This window comes from Paraburkholderia sp. A1RI-2L (genome assembly GCF_048957375.1).
GTDB lineage: Bacteria > Pseudomonadota > Gammaproteobacteria > Burkholderiales > Burkholderiaceae > Paraburkholderia.
Window position 1 is genome coordinate 459511 of the sequence record NZ_JARBTA010000004.1, and the last position, 18663, is coordinate 478173.

Here is an 18663-nt window from a genome sequence, read left to right on the forward strand (position 1 = left end):
CGCGTCGACGTCCCGCTCTTGCTCCGCCACGTCAGGAAGCTGTACAGCAGCGCGGCACCAATGGCGGCGGACTTGCATTTAGTCCGTTTGCTACCTTCTGCGGTATTCGAGCGTCAGGGCGAAAAGGATCACAGCGACGTTGAATATCGCCCGTGCGAAGCCGTGTATCGCGCTGGTAGCGCCACCAAAGGCAAACACCGCGGACACCGATGCAACAACAAAAAATACGAAGGCAACAATCACCAACCTCTCCAGGTGAATTTGTGGGTTGCGGCGACGTTCCGGAACTTGCCACGTCCTGCTTCCACACCTCGCGGTTTCGGCTCAAACAGGCAACACCTCGCTATCGCGCAACACAACTTCGCGCTGGCGAAATTCACGTTGCGCTTCGGAACGAATAACGGGCCGATCAAAATGCGAGACCGCCTGATCGACAAATGCGCGCACCTTGCCCGGGAGGAATTCCCGCGCCGGGTAGACGATGTTTATGGTGACGTCGTCGTTGCCGATTCGATATTCATCCAGCACCCGGATCAGCGTGCCGAACCTCACGTCGTTGGCCACCACGAACTCGGGCGCGACGGCGATACCGGCGCCGGCAAGCGCGATATGCCTTTGCATCAGCGCGCTGTCTACCGCGAAGCTTGCTTCGTGTGGAACGCTGTGATCAATGCCGTCTCCGTCGGTTAAATGCAGTACTTTGCCGTGAGCCGTATGGGTGATCAGGCGATGCCTGGCGAGATCAGCCGGCCGCAGCGGTGCTGGCGCCCCCATCAAATATGCGGGTGAGGCGACGGCCACGAGCGGTGCGCGCGCAAGCGCGCGCGAAACCCACGATACGGAGGTGATCATCCTGTCGGCGACCATCCCGACATCGAAACCACCTGCGAGCAGGTCGACTTCCGCTTCGGTCAGGGTGATGCGCAGTGCAACGTCGGCATAGCGCGCCCTGAAATCTGCAAACAGCGCAGCGAGTTCGGGCGACATGAGGCTCCCGAGCACGACCACGTGCAGGTCCCCGCAAACGCGGCCAGACTCATGCATCGCGCAGGTTTCGATTCTCTCGAGGTCGGCCAATAGCGCGCGGCACCCATCCGCATAGCGCGCCCCCACCTCGGTCAGCACAATTCGGCGTGTCGAGCGCTGGAAAAGCCGCACGCCGAGATGTGCTTCCAGTTCGCTGACATGGCGCGTCACTCTTGCAGGTGAAAGCTGCAATTGCTCAGCGGCTCGTGTAAAGCCATGCATATCAACAACTTTCAGAAACGTACGCATGGCAGCGATGAGATGGTTCAAATTGACACCTGAATCAGCATGAAAAATCGGACGTCGACCGGCGTCTGGACACCGCCTTTGCGGCTTTGGATAGACGCCATTCAGGAATGGGTTCAGCTGCCGAGATAGATATTGCAGAAACTTGCAGGGCCGACGCAAGGAGACGGGTTTTGATTGCCCGCGGCGGGCGTAGCCGCTTTGGTTGTGTCCTTGCTGGCCACGCCTTGCGTGGCCGCGACCTGCAACGGGTGTGACTGATTCGCAGCTACAGCAGGGTCCTTCTCAGTCGGCCTTTGTTGTGCGAACGCGCCTGCGGCGAATCCGAACGAAACGATGGCAAAAACGATGACTTTGGCGGACGAAACTTTAAACATGATTGAACTCCAGAATGATTAAATTCGAACTGCGAATCATTGAATCAGGATGCCTGCTTCGCATCGTTCTGTTTCCCTGCTTCGCTGTCGACGGATGAATCATGCGACAAACTCGGGCGACTGTCCAAATCGTTTTTTCGATTCAGTCTATAAGGATAAACGATTAGTTTCGGGCTTTTGCCGGCCAATGGAGCCGAAGGCGCGCAACGAAGCAAAGCGCGCCGGATGCTGCGTGGCGCGCCAATGGGAAGGTCAGTCGGGAGAGAACGATGGCCGCTCGAACGAGGCTTCCGCTACGCTCGCCCGACGGTTGATCAGGAGAAGATCAGAAAGGCATTCGATTCAATGCGGAACTAGCACGAGCGAGGGACAGACGCCCGCTCGCGCAAATGGCTCAACTACCGAAGAACACCGAACAGAAACTCACGGGGCCGACGCATGCATTCGCTGCCCGATCCCGCGCAGCCTTCGTATGTTGAGCAGCGACAGCTGCCGGCGCGTGGTCTTCTGCCACTTCACGCTGTACGCCTGCAACCGTACCCTGAAGATCAGCGACTAGCGTGGCGCGAGCGCCGCCGGGGTGCCCCTGTGCGTCGGCTACATCAGTCTGCGCATAAGCCTGCGCCGATACGGTCGCAAACGCGCCCATGGAGACAAGCGCAATTGCCGCGAGGCGGGTCATCGATTGCTTCTTCATTTTCAGTTCCTTGCGAAAATCCAGATACGATTTTGTCGATCCATCCGGCCCGCGTACCGTAAGCCGGTGAGGCGGCGGATCGACGGACCGAAGCATGCAGCGTCTGGCGCACGATGTCCAAGCCGAAAAATCGATCTGCTCCATAAGGGAAACCGATGATCACCTCGTGACCATTTCATGGATGGTGCCGCGCTCCCGCGTGATCGCCCAGCATTGCCATAAGTAAAACCGATCGGTTCTTTCAGAAATCCGACTTGGACGCGCCATCGGGCGGCAGGCACAATTTGTCGCGTCCGCAATAGAGTAAAACCCGGATCCATTCGTTGGATCTATCACTGACCCTGATTGTCAGAGCGCATATCGACATGCCCTGCCCCGGCGCGGCACGTGGTGCGCTCGCGCCAAAAATGCCTGTATATCCAGTACTTTCCGTGTGGAACTTTTTCCCCACACAGATCATCCCCGCCATTTCCTCTGCCCTCACCGTTTGGCAAGTGCCACCGCTTGTCACCCAGGCGACCCGCGTCGACGCACACCACCCGCTGTGACGATGCAGACCGCGCTTCGCGCCTGATACCACCGGCCGTTGTCTTCGCAGAATTTCACAGGATTTCCCGTGCCGCATGCCTCTGCCGCGCCGCTTCGGTCGCGCGACGCATTCACCATTGATTCTGGAAAGGTGCTTTTCTCGCTGAGCACTTATCTGGCCGCAGCACTTGTGCTAGTCATCGCGTTCACGGCCAGTCTGCCGCGACCATGGTGGGCACTCCTTACGGTCTATGTTACGGCGCAGCCCATGGCGGGCGCGTTTCGCCCGCGCGTGCTTTATCGCCTGGCCGGCATCGCTACCGGCGCGCTCGTTACGATCGCAATCGCGCCGAATCTGCAGAATTCCCCTGTATTGCTGGTTCTCTGCCTGGCCATCTGGATCGGTCTGTGCATCTATCTCGCGGTGCTGGATCGCACGCCGCGCGCCTTCCTTTTCCAGATGGCGGCATTCAGTTCGGCCGTCATCTGCTTTCCATATCTGGATGATCCTTCGTACATTTTCACGACGACGATTTCGCGCGTCGAGGAGATGACGGTGGCCATTCTTTGTGTGACCACTGCACACTGGATTTTCCGGCCTGTCGATATTCGCTCCGTCATTCACCAGCGTGCATTGTCGTTCCTGAACGATGCCTGCCGCTGGACGGGTGAAGCCTTCGGCGTTCAGCACACGCGCCTCGAATACGAGCACCGTCGCAAGCTCGCGGCCGACGTGACCGAACTGGGCATGATGGCCGTGAATCTGCGCGCCGAACATCGCTTCGCCTATGCGACGCGTTCCGCCGTGACCGAATTGCAGCATCGGCTCGCTACGCTGCTTTCGATTGCATCCGCGGCCGCGAACCGGCTCGATCTGCTTCGCTCGCTCAATGCAGTTGACAGCGAAACCGAAGCGCTGATCGATTCACTGGTGAGCAGCCTGAGCGCCTCGCAGGAAGTGGGCGATGCGTGTGACGACGACCTGGTCGCCCGCTGCCGCGCCCTCGCTGCGGAGCGTCTGCACAGCAGGCAATGGCAGTCCTTGCTCGCCGCGAACCTGCTGGAGCGCACCGCAGAGTTCATCGAGACACTGCATGCTGCGCGCGGCCTGGTTCGCGCGTTCGTCGAGGACAAGCCCGTGCATGGCCCCACGATGCAACTCGCCTCGAGCAACGACAATTTCCCGCTAGCGCGGGACCATGGCGTGGCACTGCTCGCCGGCGCAGCAATGACGACGGCCATCATGATCTATTGCGCCGTATGGATTCTGCTCGCGTGGCCCAGCGGCGCTGCAACGGCTGCGTTCGCCGCACTCGTCACCTGCTCGTTTGCCGCTCAGGACGACCCCGCGCCGGTGATAGGCCGCTATCTGATCGCTACGCTCATGACGTTTCCGCTGGCTGCGCTCTACCTCTTCGTGATCCTGCCGCGCGTGGATGGAGCCATCATGCTCATCGTGACGCTCGCGCCGGCTCTCGTATGGATGGGGTATCTCCAGGCCGATCCGGCGCACAGCGCGCGCGCGCTGCCGATGCTTTCCTGCTTCATCGTCGCGATGGGTTTTCTCGACCGCTTTCAGGCCGACTTCGCGGGCTTCCTCAATACGGGGCTTGCGCAAATTGGCGGCATCGTCACCACCCTCGTCGTCACCCGGCTGTTTCGTTCTGCCAGTTCACGCTGGACCGCTTATCGGATTGTGCGCCAAAGCTGGGCGGATCTCGCGCAACTCGCGGATATGGCTCATCCGCTGGATGCGCAGGCCTGGACGGCACAGGCTGTCGACCGTCTTGGCCAGGTTGCGGCACGCATGGCGCTCGCGAGTGCCGACGATGTGCTGCACGCCGCCGATGGTCTCGACGACCTGCGTATCGGCCGCAACCTCATTCGCGCGCGCGAGGGTCGCGCGAGCCGCGATGCGGCCACGCCCATCGCCATCGAAACGGCGCTGCGCGAAGTGTCGAAGCTGTACCGCGCGAGGCTCGCGGCCCATCATCCGCTGCCCGGCTCGCCCGAATTGCTCGAAGCGCTCGACCGCGCGATCGACTTTGTCGCCGGCCAGCCACTGGAACGTGCGGACCCCACACTCATGGCGCTCGTTGGCTTGCGATGCAACCTGTTCCCGCAGACATATCAACACCGAGAGGTCGAACGATGATTGAAGAGATCCGCATTCTGGGGGTCTATATGCCGGCGGCGCTCTTCTGGGCCGCCATCGCACTGATCGTCACGTTTCTGTTGCGCGGTGCACTGTTGCGCTTGCCTCTGCGGCAAGTGCTGTGGCATCCCGCGTTGATCGATCTCGCCGCCTTCTTCGCACTTTGGTGGGGACTCACCCGCCTCGCCGACGCCTGTTGCCCCCACGGTTTCATTTCCTGACATGCAGCGATCTTCCAGCCTCTTGCGCACCGGCCTCACCGTAGCGATCATCCTCAGCATCCTGGCCGCCATTTACGCCCTATGGGTTCGCTACCAGATCGAGCCGCTCACGCGAGACGGCAAGGTGCGCGCCGACATCGTGCCGATCGCCCCCGATATCAGCGGACTCGTGACCGATGTGCGCGTACATGACAACGAAACGGTCAAACAGGGGCAAGTTCTGCTTGTGATCGACCCGTCGCGCTACCAGATTGCACTCGCCCAGGCCGACGCCAATCTCCAGAGTGAACGCGCCGACCTCAATGAGGCCGTACGCGAAGACCGCCGCAACCGCTCCATGCCCGACGTGGTCGCAACGGAGTCCACAGAACAAGGCACGGCCCGTGTGCAGAAGCTGCGTGCCGCCGTTGCGCAGGCGCAGGCTGCCCGCAACCTCGCCGCATTGAATCTCGATCGCACGCTCGTACGGGCGCCCGTCGACGGCACGGTGTCCAATGTGGGCCTGCTGCCCGGCACGTATCTGACTGCCGGAAAGGGGGCGATGGCGCTCGTCAGCAACCAGTCGTTGCGCGTGGAAGGCTACTTCGAAGAAACCAAGCTGCCGGGTATACACGTTGGAGATCCGGCCAGCGTCTATCTCATGGGCGTCGCCACCGCCATTCGCGGCCACGTTCAGAGCATCGCCGGCGGTGTGCAGGATCGCGAACGCGAAGGCGGCGACGCGCAACTCGCCAACGTGAACCCTTCGTTCACCTGGGTCCGTCTTGCGCAGCGTATCCCGGTGCGCATTGCGATCGACTCGGTGCCCGCTGGCGTGCGTCTCGTGCCGGGTCAGACGGCTTCCGTCGAGATTCAAGCGCGTGCGGGCGATGTCGCGGTACGCCGGAGCTTGCCATGGTAAGCGCGCGAGCCGTTGCGGCTGTAGCGATCAGTGTGCTTCTCGCGGCTTGCGCCGAGGTGGGTCCCGATTACAAGGTCCCGCCACAAGCGCTCGTCAACGCGCCGGTGGCGCAAGGTACGTTCATTTCCGGGGCGACCGTGGCCTCGGATGATGCACTGCCCGATCACTGGTGGCGCCTCTACAATGACCCTGTGCTCGATCGCCTGGTCGACAACGCGCTTGCCAACAACGTCGATCTCAAGGCCGCAGAGGCCAATCTCGAACGCAGCGATGCGCTGCTCGCGCTCGCACACACGGCGCGCGAACCGTCTGTCGCAATCGGCGCGTCCACCAGCTACACCCAGCAGTCTGCGCAGGCCGTGCTTTCGCATGTCCAGCCGCCCAGGCACGAGATCTACGACATGGGTGTTTCTATCAGCTACGACCTCGATCTCTTCGGCGGCATTCGCCGCGGCATCGAGGCAACTGCAGCCGATCGCGACGCGGTCGTCGCGGCCCGGGACCTCGTGCGCGTGAACGTCGCCGCGCAAACGGCGCGCGCCTATTCGGATCTGTGCAACGCCGGCAATCAGATCGACATTGTGCAACAGCAGATCGCCGTGCAGGAGCGACGCCTCGCACTCACGCGAGAACTGATTGCGAACGGCCGTGCCCCCGCGTTCAGCCAGGACCAGCAGCGAGGGGAAATCGAGAGCAGCCGCGCACAACTCGCTCCGCTTGAAGCAGGCCGCATGAACGCCGCGTTTCGTCTAGCCACCTTGATGGGCGAGCCGCCCGCCAACTACGACAAAGCCCTGCTCGCCTGCCACACGCCGCTACAGTTGAAGGCGCCGCTTCCCACGGGCGACGGCCGCGCATTGTTGAGCCGCCGGCCCGATATTCGCGCAGCCGAACGCCATCTGGCCGCAGCGACTGCGGATATCGGCGTGGAGACGGCGGCGCTCTATCCGGACATCAAGATTGGAGCGTCGATCGGATCGACCGGTGCGGCCACCAGTTTCCTTTCCCCACTCACGAACCGCTTTGCTGTGGGCCCGATGGTCAGCTGGGATCTCCATCGCAGCGCGATTCGCGACCGGATTGCGGCTGCGCGTGCGCAGAGCCGCGCGAGCCTCGCACATTTCGATAGCACGGTGCTCGCAGCGCTGCGCGAAACGGAAACTTCGCTCGACAATTACGCGAGTGCACTCGCCAGGCTGGAGCGGCTCCAATCCGCTCGCGACGAAGCGCGTGAAGTCGACGCCCGCACCAACGAGCTGTGGCGCGGCGGCAAGGTCGGAGGTCTGGCAGCGCTGGATGCGCAACGCACGAGGCTAGCAGCCGAGAGTGCCGTCGCGCTTGCGCAGGCCGATGTCAACAACGATCAAATCGCCACCTTTCTGGCGTTGGGAGGCGGATGGCAGTGACCCTCCGCTAGTCACGCAGCATTTCACCCAGCCCAACCTGTTATTTACCTGACTTCCAATCGATGCTCGAAAATACCAACGCAACACCGCAGCACACTGATCTCGGGACCGCTGCTTGCGCGCAACCCTCGATCCCGGCCGGGAAAGCCATCGTTGCCAATCACGGATTCAACCTCCGCAACCGAAATCTGATGCATCGCAATCCGCTCCTGCGAAACATCAGCTATTTGCTCGCCGTCGACGAACATCGAAACTTCACGCGTGCGGCGGATGCACTATTCGTTTCGCAGTCGGCCCTCTCGCAGAAGGTTCGACAACTGGAGGACGAGCTTGGCGCGCAGTTGTTCGATCGTGGCGGTCGGGCCGTGCGCCCGACCGATTTCGGCACAATCTACCTGGAGTACGCGCGCCGCGCATACTATGATCTTCTTACGGCGCAACGCGCCGTACAGGACGTACAGGACCTTTCGCGCGGACAGTTGCGTCTCGCCTTTACGCCAACGTTCACCGAATATCTCGTCGCCCCTGTCGTCGAGCATTTTCATGAGCTGTATCCCGGCATCGTCATCGAAATGATCGAGATGTCGCTGGACGCCGTCGAAACCGCGCTGGTCGAGGACCAGGTCGATCTCGCATTCGGCTTTACAGACGTACGCTCCGAAGAGATCGAAGCGGAACCGCTTTTCTCCGAGCAATTGATGCTCGTGGTCGGCAACAGTCATCCACTGGCTAAACAGCGTGTCGCGGTCACACCGGAGGAATTCGCGAAAACGCCGCTTGCGCTGCTCACCACGAGCTTCGTTTCGCGCTTTTATGTCGACAGCTATTTTCTGTCGCGCGATTTGCAGCCCACGGTTGCATTGCAGGCGAATTCGATCAGTGCAGTGCTCAAGATCGTGAGCCGCGGAACGATTGCGACCATATTGCCCAGCTCAATCGAATTCGAGCACCGCAACCTGCAGTATGTGTCGTTGAACCCGGCTTTTCCGGTAAGAACCGTCGCGCTGCTGCGATGCAAGCGTGCCTACCGTTCCGTGGCATCCGCCGCGTTTGCGGCGTCGGTTCTCGAGCTGCTTGGTGACGGATGCCTGTCTTCGCTTAGAACCTCCATACAAGGCGCCGCTTGAGCCGTAGCCGGGTGGAATGCATCAGTAACCCGGACGGCACGTCCCGCCCGTTCCGGTTTTGTGGATTACCGCATGTCAGCAAGAAACAGATCAATATCCCTCGCCAACGAAGTCCCTTCATGCACACGTGCTGGAAATGCGCCCGTCGAGCGCACGACGGCCGAAATGCAACCACCCATTGCCGTCCGCAAGAACAAGGTGAGGGTCATCGTCTCAATCGATCCCGATCTGCTCGCGTCCCTCGACTCCCTTGCAATGCGCAAAGGCCTCAGTCGCGCCGGTGCTATTTCGCTAGCCTGTGCTGATCTTCTCGAGGTGCATCGCCACTCCACCAGGCCGGCGGAATAGCAGCTCGCAGACTGCACTCGGCGCCGAAGCCGGCTCCGCGCGATCATCGGCCCCCAGCCAATCAATCGTCCAGGACTCTTCACGACGACTTGTTAGCTAACGCGATTACCATGACACGTGATCTTTGAGTACGAGTTACGTGGAAACCCTGGCAATTGTTCTTCGAGGTCCGACGACCGGTGAGGCCTTGCGCCGCTCCCCGTCCTTGCTCATTTGGAATGGGGGCTATATTTCCGTAGCCTTCGGCAGTCCCGTTGTCAACCATTGCCCACGTCGACGGAGGGAATATGAATCTGCAACGCGGCATCAAGATCGCTGCCCTAAGTGTGCTGTTCGCTAGTCCCGTGGCCTTCGCACAATCATCACCCAACTACATGGATGGACCTCAGCCCCTGCCCCGTGCCGAAGTCCGACAGCAGGTGATTGATCTGAAGCCTGTTGGATATCGCCCCGAGATCACCAGCAATACCCTGTACCCGGACGATCTTCTCGAAGCTAAGCGACGATTGGCCTGCAAGCAAAACGTTCAGGCCAACGGCGAAGGCCAGGCTGAATGGATACAGCGTTGCAACATTAAAAGCACAATCACCATCGTCAATCCGTAAGCCCGCTGGCCAAAAACGTTCGGCAAGAAGTGACCCATAAATGGCGAACCAGGCTTAAGGCCTGGTTTTCATTTTTCATCGCCATCACCTCTACCGATTTGTGCGGCAACGTCGACATTGACCGAGGCACACGGACTGGCGAACGCACTGAACCAGCAGAGAAGCATTTGATTTACCGATTCAGCGTTCTCATATTGAATCCACTGTCCTCCGGGAAGAACCGCCCACTTGCGGCCGCGACGACTCCGTGAGAGCCAATCTGCGACCTTGGCCGGGTAATTCGCGGTTACGTCGCCTTCACCCCAGATGAACAGAATGGGATTCCCGAACGTCTCCAACATGTCCCGTATCATACTTTGCCGCGTAAGCTTCCCACCGCGATACCGGCACTGGCGGCAGGTCGATTCATAGACTTCGAGTGCCATTTCATCTGCGCAGGCAGAGCGTTGAAGCATCAACGACATGAGGTTATGGCGGAACGCGTTTTTCTGTTCCCGACCTTCGAGCTTGCGCCATGAAATCATGTCTTTCGTTTGCCGGCGCCCCTGGCCATGTCCGCTGGGGCCGAGCAGCGCGATACGTCGAATCGTGGTCCACTGCTGCGCAAACAGGGCGGTGATAACACCCCCCAAGGAAAAACCCGCGACATCAATCTCGGTTTCTGGATCGATTAATTTGGATAACGTATCAACGAGCGCTGCGGCCATATCCTTCAACGATTCCATCGGGTCTTCATTCTCGACCATGGTTCCGGATTCGCCCATTGAAGGAAGATCCGGCACCCAGACCGTGTGTTTCCACGAGAGAGGCTCGATATTCTTGACCCAGTGCAACCAGTTACCATACCCGCCGTGAATGAGCACCAACGGTGAGCCCGAACCGAATTTCCGCCAGACGACGGGTATTGTTCCCCACAAGACCGTATATTTTTCAACGCTGCACGCAAGGCGACGGATTTCGTCATTCGGATTAGCGATAGCCATAGTCTGGCTTCCCTTCTTTTCATTACTATTCGGAACCCACCAATCGCGGTTCACGAATCAGGTCTTTCCTTGCACCCGGAAATTGAGCACCTCCACAGCAGCGTCACTGAAATAGCTGGACAGATCGACGCCGTAGTCTCTGCGGCTCGCGAATGCAGATACGATCGTGGTCCCGAGAAGTTCGGAGATCGCGTTTGCCGCTTGCGGGGCAGCATTGATATTCCTGTCTTGCGTCACCATCTGGATCTCCGATTACTGCGTCAGCCCGCGAATCCCTGCGTTGAAGTTCACCATCGGCGATCCTGCATCGTCGGTGGTCGTCTTGCGGATCTCGCCCACGAACATCTCGTGTGTGCCCAAGGTCGTCGCGTCTCCGCGATAACCATGGGAGATATCACCAATCCGAGCGGTATGGTGGTATCCAGCCTGACGGCGATTTCGGCTGAGCCGCCGTTGGTCGGCTTCTTCGTGCACCGCGATTCGTCCATGCTCGAGCCGCTGAAGACCAACGGCAAGTTCGTGGCCAACATCCTGGGCCAGGCCCACCAAGACGTGGTGACGAAATTCCTGAAGGAGCCCCAGGGTTGCCCCCGCTTTGCGAGCGGGCAATGGGACTCGGGTCTGGACGGCCTGCCGATTCTGGTTGACGCGTTGGCCAATGTCGAGTGTGACGTCATCCACTCCGAAGCGAGACCCTCAAGGCGACCGCGCAGACCGCGCAGCGCGTCGTCGTCGCCGTGCAGAACCGTCGTGAACAGGTTCACGTTTTCGTTGAATGCGCGCCCCAGCGTGCCCGGGTTCATCGACGTAATCCAGAGCGGAACCTGTTCCTGCACCGTGCGGATCGCGATCGACGTCAGCAGCATTTCGAAATGCTTCCCCTTGTAGTCGAAGACCTTTTCGTTCAGACCCTTGTTGAGGATGTCCCAGATCTCGTGGAAGATTTCACCGCTGTTCGCGAGGCTGCAGCCGAATCGCTCAAGCTCGACCTTGGCGACGAACAGGCACTCGAAAAAGGAAGTGCGCCACGCGCGGATGTTCGGCATGGGCGGCAAGCTCTGCATCCATCCGCGCCAGGTGGCAGCGGTCAAACGCGGATCCTTGCCGACGAAAGCCGACGGCGCATGGGCACGCCGCGTGCTTGACGCTGTCGCGCAAAGCGGCGCGGGCGCGATCGCCGTGGACGGCAAGCTGGTCGCTCGCCCCGTCGTCGAACGAGCCAGGATGATCGTCGCGCAGCTAAGCTGATGTCTCAGCGACGCTTGAGCGGCATTTAAATATAAGTATGGCGAGCGCTAGATGGTTGTGAACCCGGCTGCTCATCTCTGAGCTGACCGCCTTCGCCCTTTGGCGGCAGGTGCTTGAGCGGCCTCCGGTGCCGGTGCCGATGCCACGCTGCGTTTGAAAATTCGCGAACTGAGCGTGGCTGCCCCCATGTCCGAAGCGGCTTCGAGCAGGTACGGCGCGAGCTCCTTGAGCCGTTCTTCCGGCAAGCGGCTGCTCGGTCCCGCGAGGCTCACGATGCCCACAACTTCCTGAGTCACAGGATTGCGCACTGGTGCCGCAATCGACGTCATGCCAGCCTCGTAGGTCTCGATGGCCATGCCATAGCCACGTTGCCGCGCACCGTTCAGATCTTTGAGAAATTGCTGGATCGTCTTTGGCGCGCGCGGCGCGTTCTGCGCCTTCGGCCCGAGCCCACCCTGCTTCGACACCAGTTCGATCGCGCGCTCGTCCGGCAGCGTGGCGAGCCACGCCTGGCCGCTCGCCGTACAGTGCAACGGCGGGTTGCTGCCCATGTCGGGGTCGTAGCGCAGGCCCGACTTCGCACCCTGCGCCTTGCCGACGAAGGTGATGTGATCGTCCTCCACTACGCCCAGCCGCGCGAGTTCACCCGAAGCCTCGGCCAGCCGGTCCAGAACCGGCTGCGAAATGTCGAACACGCCGCTCGTCGACAGGTAGATCAACGCCAGCGAAACGAGCTTCATGGCCAGCATGTACTCGCCATGCTCCTCGTCCTGACGCACGAAGCCCTCGTCGATCAGCATCGATAAAAGACGGTGCGTGCCGCTGCGGGGGATATCCAGCGTGTCCGCGATGGTGGCCAGCTGCATGCGGCCACCGTTCTTCGCCAACAGTTCGAGGACGCCAAGCGCACGCTCAAGATTCCCTGCCATATCGTTTTCTCATCAGTATGGTGATAGACAAATGAGAACACAATTCCACACTGGAATTCAAGCTGATTTGTATGAGTGTGCGCTCATTCAATGCCCGGCGCTCACGCTCACCGCCGCAAACTCGCCGCGGTGACGCGCGCCCTTGAGCAGCACCGCCATGCCGCCCACTGCCGCAGGCACCGCCAGCGCCGTGAAGACCGCGCCGAAGCTCCAGTTCGCATGCAGCATGGCGGCGCCCACCATCGCGCCCGCAATGCCGCCAAAGCGGCCCACTCCGAGCATCCAGCTCGTGCCGGTCGCGCGCATTTCGGTGGGGTACGAGCCGGCCGCGAGCGCGCAGAACCCGGTGTTCGAACCGTTCATGCAGTAGCCCATGCCGAACGCGAGCACGCAGATGATACTGAACGGGTGAACCGACGCGCCCATGTACCACGCAAGCACGCCGCCCGCCAGCACGGTCGCGCCCAGCGCGCGATGCGGATTGAACCGGTCCATCTGCCAGCCGATCAGCACCGATCCGAGCGTCCCGCCCGCCTGGAACAAGGCGCCCACGACCGCCGCTTCGCCGAGCGAAAAGCCGAGGCCGCGAATCAGCGTAGGTAGCCAGTTGCCAAGCAGATAGACCGTGAGCAGCCCCGCGAAATAGCAGATCCACAGCATCACGGTGCCGAACGCGTGCTCGCGCGAGAGAATTGCGCGCACGGGGCTGCGCAGCGCGTGGGCCGGTTGCTGGGCGACGAAGCGCGTGGTTTCGCTGGCCGAACCCGGCTTCATGCGGTTGAGCACGCTCACGAGGCGTTCGCGCTGGCTTTCCTTGAGCGCGAGATAACGCGCCGACTCAGGCAGCCATTTGATGAGCACCGGCACGAACACGACCGGCAGCACGCCGCCGAGCAGCAGCACCGACTGCCAGCCCCACTGCGCGATGAGCCACGCGCTCACGAAACCGCCGCCCGCCGCGCCGAACGTGAAGCCGCAAAACACCGCCGTCACCATCAGCGCGCGGCGGCGCGGCGGCGCGTATTCGGCCATGAGCGTCGCCGCATTCGGCATCGAGGCGCCGAGACCGATGCCCGTGAGAAAACGCAGCGCCGTCAGCGACGGCACGTTCACGGCGAACGCGGAAGCGAGGCTCCACACGCCGAAGAACAACACCGCCACCGTCATCACCGACTTCCGCCCGAAGCGGTCCGACATGGGGCCGGCGGCCAGAGCCCCAAACGCAAGGCCGAGCAGGCCGCCGCTCATCACCGGCCCGAGCGCCTCGCGCGGAACCGCCCAGGCGCTGGAGAGCGACGGTGCGATGAAGCCGATCATGACCGTGTCGAGGCCGTCGAGCATCACGATCATCATGCATAGCAGGAGCACGAGCGCCTGAAAGCGCCCGACCGGCTGGTCGTCGAGAAACTGCTGGACGTCTAGCGCGTGCGCATTCTTGCCTGCGAATTGACGTTGGCTGGCCGGTTGGGCCGCTTCTGAAAAAGTCATGTTTGTCTCCGTGTCATGTTCTTTTTGTTGTCGATTGCATATGCAAGCCTGGTTGGCGCTTCGGCTGGCCGCCTCGCCAGGCCACTCGATGTTTGGGACGAGCTACCTTCTCAGGCCGTCACAAAAGCCGTTTCGAGCACCACGAGCGTCGCCTCGCGCAAACGCCTCGCGCGGTCAACGGCGCGCGTCGTCTTTGCCCATTGCTCGGTCGGCACTTCGACGCTGACCGGGAGGTGGTCGGGCAACGCGCGCAGGATGCCAACCAGGTCGAGGCCGCCCTCGCCCGGAATCATCCGATCGCAGCGCGCCTGGAACAGCAGCGTGTCGAGGTCGGTGGGGCGCTCGGCCGGCGCGTCGCAGAACTGCACGTAGCCGAAGTACTCGCGCGGTAGGGCACGCAACGCTTCGAGCGACGAGCGTGCGCGGTCGAAGTGGATCGGGTCGATGATGAGACCGGTGTTGGTCCGCCCGCTCGCCTTCACGATGCGCTCGCCGGCCGTGATGTCCTTCACGTCGGTCCACGGCATCGGCTCCAGCGAGGGCGCGAGGCCAAGCGGCGCAGCGAGGTCGCAAAGCTGGCCCAGCCGGTCGATGGTGCGTTTTTCGTCCGGGTCGTTACCGGCCACGAGCACATAGCGTGCGCCCAGTTCGGCAGCCGTCTCCAGCATCGGCTTGTAGCTGTTCAGGTCAGTATCGGGCTTCAGGCGCAGGATTTCGACGTCGAGCACGCGCACACCCGTGTCCTTCAGAACCGCAAGTGTCTCGCGCCTGAGCGGCGTATCGCCGATGATCTCGTGACGCACTTCGTGGTCAGTCGCGGGCAGCAGGCGCAGGCCCACGTAGTCGTAACCCGCGTCGGCGGCGCACTGCACCATCTGCGGCGGGCTCAGTTCGAGCACGGTCAGAGCCGAAAGGGACAGCGCGCGCGGTTGAGGCTGGGTCATGGTGTCCTCCCGGTTAGCGCAGCGGCGAAAACGGCGCCGGCACGCAGATGGTCGATTCCATCGTCGTGAGATGCGCCGGTCCGCCCTTGGGCGGCCACACGCCGTCCCTCACCGCTTCCGCGCGAATGCGCGAGCGCTCATCCACGCTCGCGTACGGCCAGATGTTGAGAAAGCGCGGCATGTCGCCGTCGAGCGAATACATCGCGCCCACCAGCGGCGAGCGCTTCGTGCGCTCGGGCACGGCCTGCTCCCACACATTGATCGTGTGCTGCAGGCTGCCAGGCTTGGTGCCGTACATGCGCATCTCGTAGATGCCGCCATGCACGACGGGCTCGATGGGTGGCAGGAATGGAAAGAGCGCGTAGCTTTCCGTCTTCACATCGTCGACGAACTCGCCCACGCCGAACGGATTGCCCTCCAGCAGCATGCGCTTGCGCTCCCCCACGAGCGCCGCCTCCGACTCGAAGCCGCGCAGCACGAGCACTTTGCCGAGTACGCCGATATCCGAGTACCAGCAGCCCAGTAGCTTGCCGCCCTGCGGATCGCCGCTTGCCTTGATGCCTTCGAAAACCTGCGCGTTCGCGCCGATTTTCACGGTGAGCGTCACTACGTCATACAGTGTCATTGCATTGTCCTTGAGGGTAAATGGTGTTTGAACCGGAATCTGATGCGCGCGCAACGGTCTGCCGCGACCCGGCAAGCGAGAGTCCTGCGAGATAACCGAAGGTCATCGCGGGGCCAAGCGTGATGCCGCCGCCCGGATAGCAGCCGCCCATCATGCTGGCGCTGTCGTTGCCCACGGCGTAGAGGCCATCGATCACGCGGCGGCCCCGGTCGAGCACGCGCGCCTGTGCGTCCGTAGCGAGGCCCGCAAACGTGCCCAGACTCCCCGGCAGCAGTTTCACCGCGTAATACGGGCCGTTTTCAATTGGCGCGAGGCACGGGTTCGGCTTGTGACCGGCATCCCCCTGCACGCGGTTGTACGGCGTCGAGCCTTTGTGAAACTGCGGATCGAAGCCCTGCTTCGCATACTGGTTGTAGGTCGCGACCGTTTCGGCGAGTGCGTTCGCGTCGATGCCGCATTGCGCTGCCAGCGCCGCGAGCGTCGCGCCGTATTTCAAGTAACCCGAGCGCCGATACGGCCCGGTCAGAAACGGAAACGGCTTCGAGAAGCCCAGGCCGTAGCGGCGCTGAAAACGGTGGTCGCACACGAGCCACGCGCAGACTTCCTCGCCGGCTGGCGTGGTGCCGAGCAGCGCGCCGATGAAGTCGTGATACGACGACGCCTCGTTCACGAAGCGCTTGCCTGCGCGCGTGACTGCGATCACACCGGGCTTCGCGCGCTCTATCAGGTGGGGGAACGCAACGTCTTTCACGCCGTCGTGCTCAGGCACGATCGACACCGGCGCCCACGCAGCGGGCGCCTCCAGCGCGCCGTCGAAATACGCGCCGATCGACTCGCCGAGGCAGATGCCGTCGCCCGTATTGCTGCGCGGCGCGGCCGACCAGTGCTCGCGGCCAGAAGGCGTATAGCCGAAGGTCTGCGCGCGGCGCGCCACATCATGCGGATAGCCGCCGCATGCGAGCACGACGCCGCGTGCGGCACGCACCTGGTGCACCACGCCATCGATCTCGACGCGTGCGCCCGTCACGTGCGACGCATCGCGCAAGAGTCCGACCGCCTTTGCGCGCGTACGCAGATCCACGCCGCGATCCGCTGCCGACTTCAACAGCCGCGCGACCAGCGCGTTGCCATTCACGAGATGCATGGAGCGCCCGTAGCGCAGCTTCTGCCAGCCGAATGCCGCGAGGCGGCGGCTCGCATAGAGCGCCGAGCGCAGCGAGCGCGTAGCACGATAAAAGTGGGCGAGATCCTGGCCGGAGCCGAGCGCCATGCCCTTGATCGTCGTGACCGAGAGCGGCGTGCGCAGTTTGCCGATCAACGGGCCCAGCTCGCGGCCGTCGAACGGCATCGCACACACGGAGCGGCCACCCGTGCCCGCGCCCGGCGTGGTATGAAAATCGGGAATGCGATTGCCGTCGATGAATCGCACGGCCGTATGGCGCTCGAAAAACTCGACCATTTCCGGCCCGCGCTCGAGCAGCGCATCGACCTTGGCGACATCATATTGCTCGCCTAGTTCGCTCTTCAAATAAGTGCGCGGCGTCTCGATGTCCTCGCGTATGCCCGCACACGTCGCCAGCGGGTTGCGCGGAATCCACATCCATCCGCCAGACCACGCGGTCGTGCCGCCGAACACGTCTTCTTTTTCCGCGACGATCACGCGCAAACCCTGCGCCGCCGCCGTCACCGCCGCCGAGAGCCCTCCCGCGCCGGAACCCAGCACCAGCACGTCGCAATCGAGTATCGGTTCACGCTTCATGTTCGGTATCGCCATTGTTTCCGTGTCTCCAGAGGCAGTGCCCATCCCGCCTTTGTAGAAAATGTTTTCGATTTGGAATACTATTCCACAAATGCCGGTTTGGCAAAGACTTTGTGACCTGACGAACAACATGGAGACGAGACGATGCGGGTACTGATCACGGGTGGCAGTGGTTTTCTTGGGGCGTGGATCATGAAGCGGCTACTCGCGCGCGGCATGGATTGCGTCGCGTTCGACCTGCGCGCGAATGCGCGGATCGTCGAGGCGCTTGCGCCCGGTCGCGCCGCTTTGGTGCAATGGCGCACCGGCGATATCGCCAGCGCGGACGACACCGCACGCGCACTCGAAGGCTGCGATGCCGTCGTTCATCTCGCCGGCATCCTCACGCCCGACTGCGCGGCGAACCCGGTGCGCGGCGCACAGATCAACCTGATCGGCACGCTCAACGTGTTCGAAGCCGCGCACGCTGCGGGCATGCGTCGCGTGCTCTACGCGAGCAGCGCGGGCGTGTTCGGCCCCGACGACGGCGCCACGCCGCTGCCGCAAACGCACTACGGCACATTCAAGCTCGCCTGCGAAGGCTCCGCGCGCGCGTACTGGCACGATCACGGCATCGCGAGCATCGGCTTTCGGCCGCTGGTGGTCTACGGCGCGGGGCGCGAAACGGGTTCCAGCGCGGGGCCGAGCCTCGCCTGCCGCGCTGCCGCGCGCGGCGAACGCTACACGATTCCGTTCAGCGGACAGACGGGTCTCGTGTTCGCAGACGATGTCGCCGCAGCCTACGAAGCGGCGCTGCTGAGCGAGTTCGACGGCGCGCATGCATTCACGCTCGCGGGCGAGATGACTCCCGTCGGCGTGCTGGTCGACAAGATCACGGCGATCGCGCCGGGTGCGCAAATCGACGCGAGCGGGCCGCCGCTGCCGATCGCCACGGTGTTCCCGCACGATCCCGCGCTCGCGCACCTGCTGCCGGACCTGCCGCAAACGCCGCTCGATGACGGTCTGCGCCAGACCGTGGCGTTCTATCGCCACGGTCATCAGGCATCCTGA

The 18663-nt window shown here is 62.4% G+C and carries 20 protein-coding genes and 2 pseudogenes; 9 read left to right on the forward strand and 13 right to left on the reverse strand.

The features are described 5' to 3' along the window. Positions 1 to 90: 90 nt before the first annotated feature. The 4 genes from PWP93_RS30505 to PWP93_RS30520 all read right to left on the reverse strand — a co-directional run bounded on the left by PWP93_RS30505 (position 91) and on the right by PWP93_RS30520 (position 2490). On the reverse strand, positions 91 to 243 hold the full coding sequence (locus tag PWP93_RS30505; protein WP_421047339.1) for a DUF1328 domain-containing protein: 153 nt from the start codon (positions 241 to 243) through the stop codon (positions 91 to 93). Between the two features lie 81 nt (positions 244 to 324). Continuing rightward, positions 325 to 1296: a LysR family transcriptional regulator gene (locus PWP93_RS30510; RefSeq protein WP_421028616.1), complete on the reverse strand. Its 972-nt coding sequence runs from the start codon at positions 1294 to 1296 to the stop codon at positions 325 to 327. Between the two features lie 92 nt (positions 1297 to 1388). Continuing rightward, positions 1389 to 1649, reverse strand: a complete 261-nt coding sequence (locus PWP93_RS30515; RefSeq protein ID WP_421047340.1) for a hypothetical protein — start codon at positions 1647 to 1649, stop codon at positions 1389 to 1391. A 394-nt stretch (positions 1650 to 2043) separates the two neighbouring features. Next, entirely contained in the window at positions 2044 to 2490 is a 447-nt protein-coding gene (locus tag PWP93_RS30520) for a hypothetical protein (RefSeq protein WP_421047341.1), read from the reverse strand. Positions 2491 to 3025: 535 nt separating this feature from the next. On the opposite strand from PWP93_RS30520, the gene PWP93_RS30525 reads away from it, so the two are divergent. The 4 genes from PWP93_RS30525 to PWP93_RS30540 are packed head-to-tail and all read left to right on the forward strand — an operon-like array spanning position 3026 to position 7557. Next, positions 3026 to 5029: an FUSC family protein gene (locus PWP93_RS30525; protein ID WP_421047342.1), complete on the forward strand. Its 2004-nt coding sequence runs from the start codon at positions 3026 to 3028 to the stop codon at positions 5027 to 5029. Continuing rightward, entirely contained in the window at positions 5026 to 5250 is a 225-nt protein-coding gene (locus PWP93_RS30530; RefSeq protein ID WP_421047343.1) for a DUF1656 domain-containing protein, read from the forward strand. Before PWP93_RS30525 ends, PWP93_RS30530 begins: the two co-directional genes overlap by 4 nt. A 1-nt stretch (position 5251) precedes the next feature. Beyond that, entirely contained in the window at positions 5252 to 6151 is a 900-nt protein-coding gene (locus tag PWP93_RS30535; protein WP_421047344.1) for an efflux RND transporter periplasmic adaptor subunit, read from the forward strand. Continuing rightward, positions 6145 to 7557, forward strand: coding sequence for an efflux transporter outer membrane subunit (locus PWP93_RS30540; protein ID WP_421047345.1), 1413 nt, complete (start codon positions 6145 to 6147; stop codon positions 7555 to 7557). Before PWP93_RS30535 ends, PWP93_RS30540 begins: the two co-directional genes overlap by 7 nt. A 44-nt stretch (positions 7558 to 7601) precedes the next feature. Here PWP93_RS30540 and PWP93_RS30545 read toward each other — a convergent pair whose 3' ends face one another. Further along, positions 7602 to 7805 (reverse strand): hypothetical protein, encoded by a 204-nt coding sequence (locus PWP93_RS30545; RefSeq protein ID WP_421047732.1) that lies wholly within the window; start codon positions 7803 to 7805, stop codon positions 7602 to 7604. Here PWP93_RS30545 and cynR point away from each other — a divergent pair. Both cynR and PWP93_RS30555 read left to right on the forward strand, forming a co-directional pair. Further along, a complete protein-coding gene (gene cynR / locus PWP93_RS30550) occupies positions 7749 to 8684 on the forward strand; it encodes a transcriptional regulator CynR (protein ID WP_421047346.1) in 936 nt (311 codons plus the stop codon). The genes PWP93_RS30545 and cynR overlap by 57 nt on opposite strands. A 635-nt stretch (positions 8685 to 9319) precedes the next feature. Continuing rightward, positions 9320 to 9637, forward strand: a complete 318-nt coding sequence (locus PWP93_RS30555; RefSeq protein WP_421047347.1) for a DUF4148 domain-containing protein — start codon at positions 9320 to 9322, stop codon at positions 9635 to 9637. A 68-nt stretch (positions 9638 to 9705) separates the two neighbouring features. Here the strand turns inward: PWP93_RS30555 and PWP93_RS30560 are convergent, their stop codons facing one another. Together PWP93_RS30560 and PWP93_RS30565 are read right to left on the reverse strand one after the other, a co-directional pair. Continuing rightward, complete coding sequence (locus PWP93_RS30560) at positions 9706 to 10674, reverse strand: alpha/beta fold hydrolase (RefSeq protein ID WP_421047348.1); 969 nt, start codon at positions 10672 to 10674, stop codon at positions 9706 to 9708. A gap of 3 nt (positions 10675 to 10677) precedes the next feature. Beyond that, complete coding sequence (locus tag PWP93_RS30565) at positions 10678 to 10860, reverse strand: hypothetical protein (protein WP_421047349.1); 183 nt, start codon at positions 10858 to 10860, stop codon at positions 10678 to 10680. Between the two features lie 171 nt (positions 10861 to 11031). Between PWP93_RS30565 and PWP93_RS30570 the strand changes: the two are divergent. Next, positions 11032 to 11244: pseudogene (locus PWP93_RS30570) on the forward strand (flavin reductase); the annotation flags it as partial. A 119-nt stretch (positions 11245 to 11363) separates the two neighbouring features. On the opposite strand, the pseudogene PWP93_RS30575 reads toward PWP93_RS30570, so the two are convergent. After that, positions 11364 to 11684: pseudogene (locus PWP93_RS30575) on the reverse strand (LLM class flavin-dependent oxidoreductase); the annotation flags it as partial. Between PWP93_RS30575 and PWP93_RS30580 the strand changes: the two are divergent. After that, entirely contained in the window at positions 11665 to 11868 is a 204-nt protein-coding gene (locus PWP93_RS30580) for a hypothetical protein (protein ID WP_421047350.1), read from the forward strand. The pseudogene PWP93_RS30575 and the gene PWP93_RS30580 overlap by 20 nt on opposite strands. 71 nt (positions 11869 to 11939) lie before the next feature. Here PWP93_RS30580 and PWP93_RS30585 read toward each other — a convergent pair whose 3' ends face one another. The 5 genes from PWP93_RS30585 to PWP93_RS30605 all read right to left on the reverse strand — a co-directional run bounded on the left by PWP93_RS30585 (position 11940) and on the right by PWP93_RS30605 (position 17613). Next, a complete protein-coding gene (locus tag PWP93_RS30585; protein WP_421047351.1) occupies positions 11940 to 12797 on the reverse strand; it encodes an IclR family transcriptional regulator in 858 nt (285 codons plus the stop codon). Positions 12798 to 12884: 87 nt separating this feature from the next. Beyond that, positions 12885 to 14285, reverse strand: a complete 1401-nt coding sequence (locus tag PWP93_RS30590) for an MFS transporter (protein ID WP_421047352.1) — start codon at positions 14283 to 14285, stop codon at positions 12885 to 12887. Positions 14286 to 14395: 110 nt separating this feature from the next. Continuing rightward, complete coding sequence (locus PWP93_RS30595) at positions 14396 to 15229, reverse strand: sugar phosphate isomerase/epimerase family protein (protein ID WP_421047353.1); 834 nt, start codon at positions 15227 to 15229, stop codon at positions 14396 to 14398. Positions 15230 to 15242: 13 nt separating this feature from the next. Further along, positions 15243 to 15854 (reverse strand): NIPSNAP family protein, encoded by a 612-nt coding sequence (locus PWP93_RS30600; protein ID WP_421047354.1) that lies wholly within the window; start codon positions 15852 to 15854, stop codon positions 15243 to 15245. After that, positions 15841 to 17613 (reverse strand): FAD-dependent oxidoreductase, encoded by a 1773-nt coding sequence (locus PWP93_RS30605; RefSeq protein ID WP_421047355.1) that lies wholly within the window; start codon positions 17611 to 17613, stop codon positions 15841 to 15843. Before PWP93_RS30605 ends, PWP93_RS30600 begins: the two co-directional genes overlap by 14 nt. Positions 17614 to 17757: 144 nt before the next feature. Between PWP93_RS30605 and PWP93_RS30610 the strand changes: the two genes are divergently transcribed. Continuing rightward, positions 17758 to 18663, forward strand: a complete 906-nt coding sequence (locus PWP93_RS30610) for an NAD-dependent epimerase/dehydratase family protein (protein WP_421047356.1) — start codon at positions 17758 to 17760, stop codon at positions 18661 to 18663.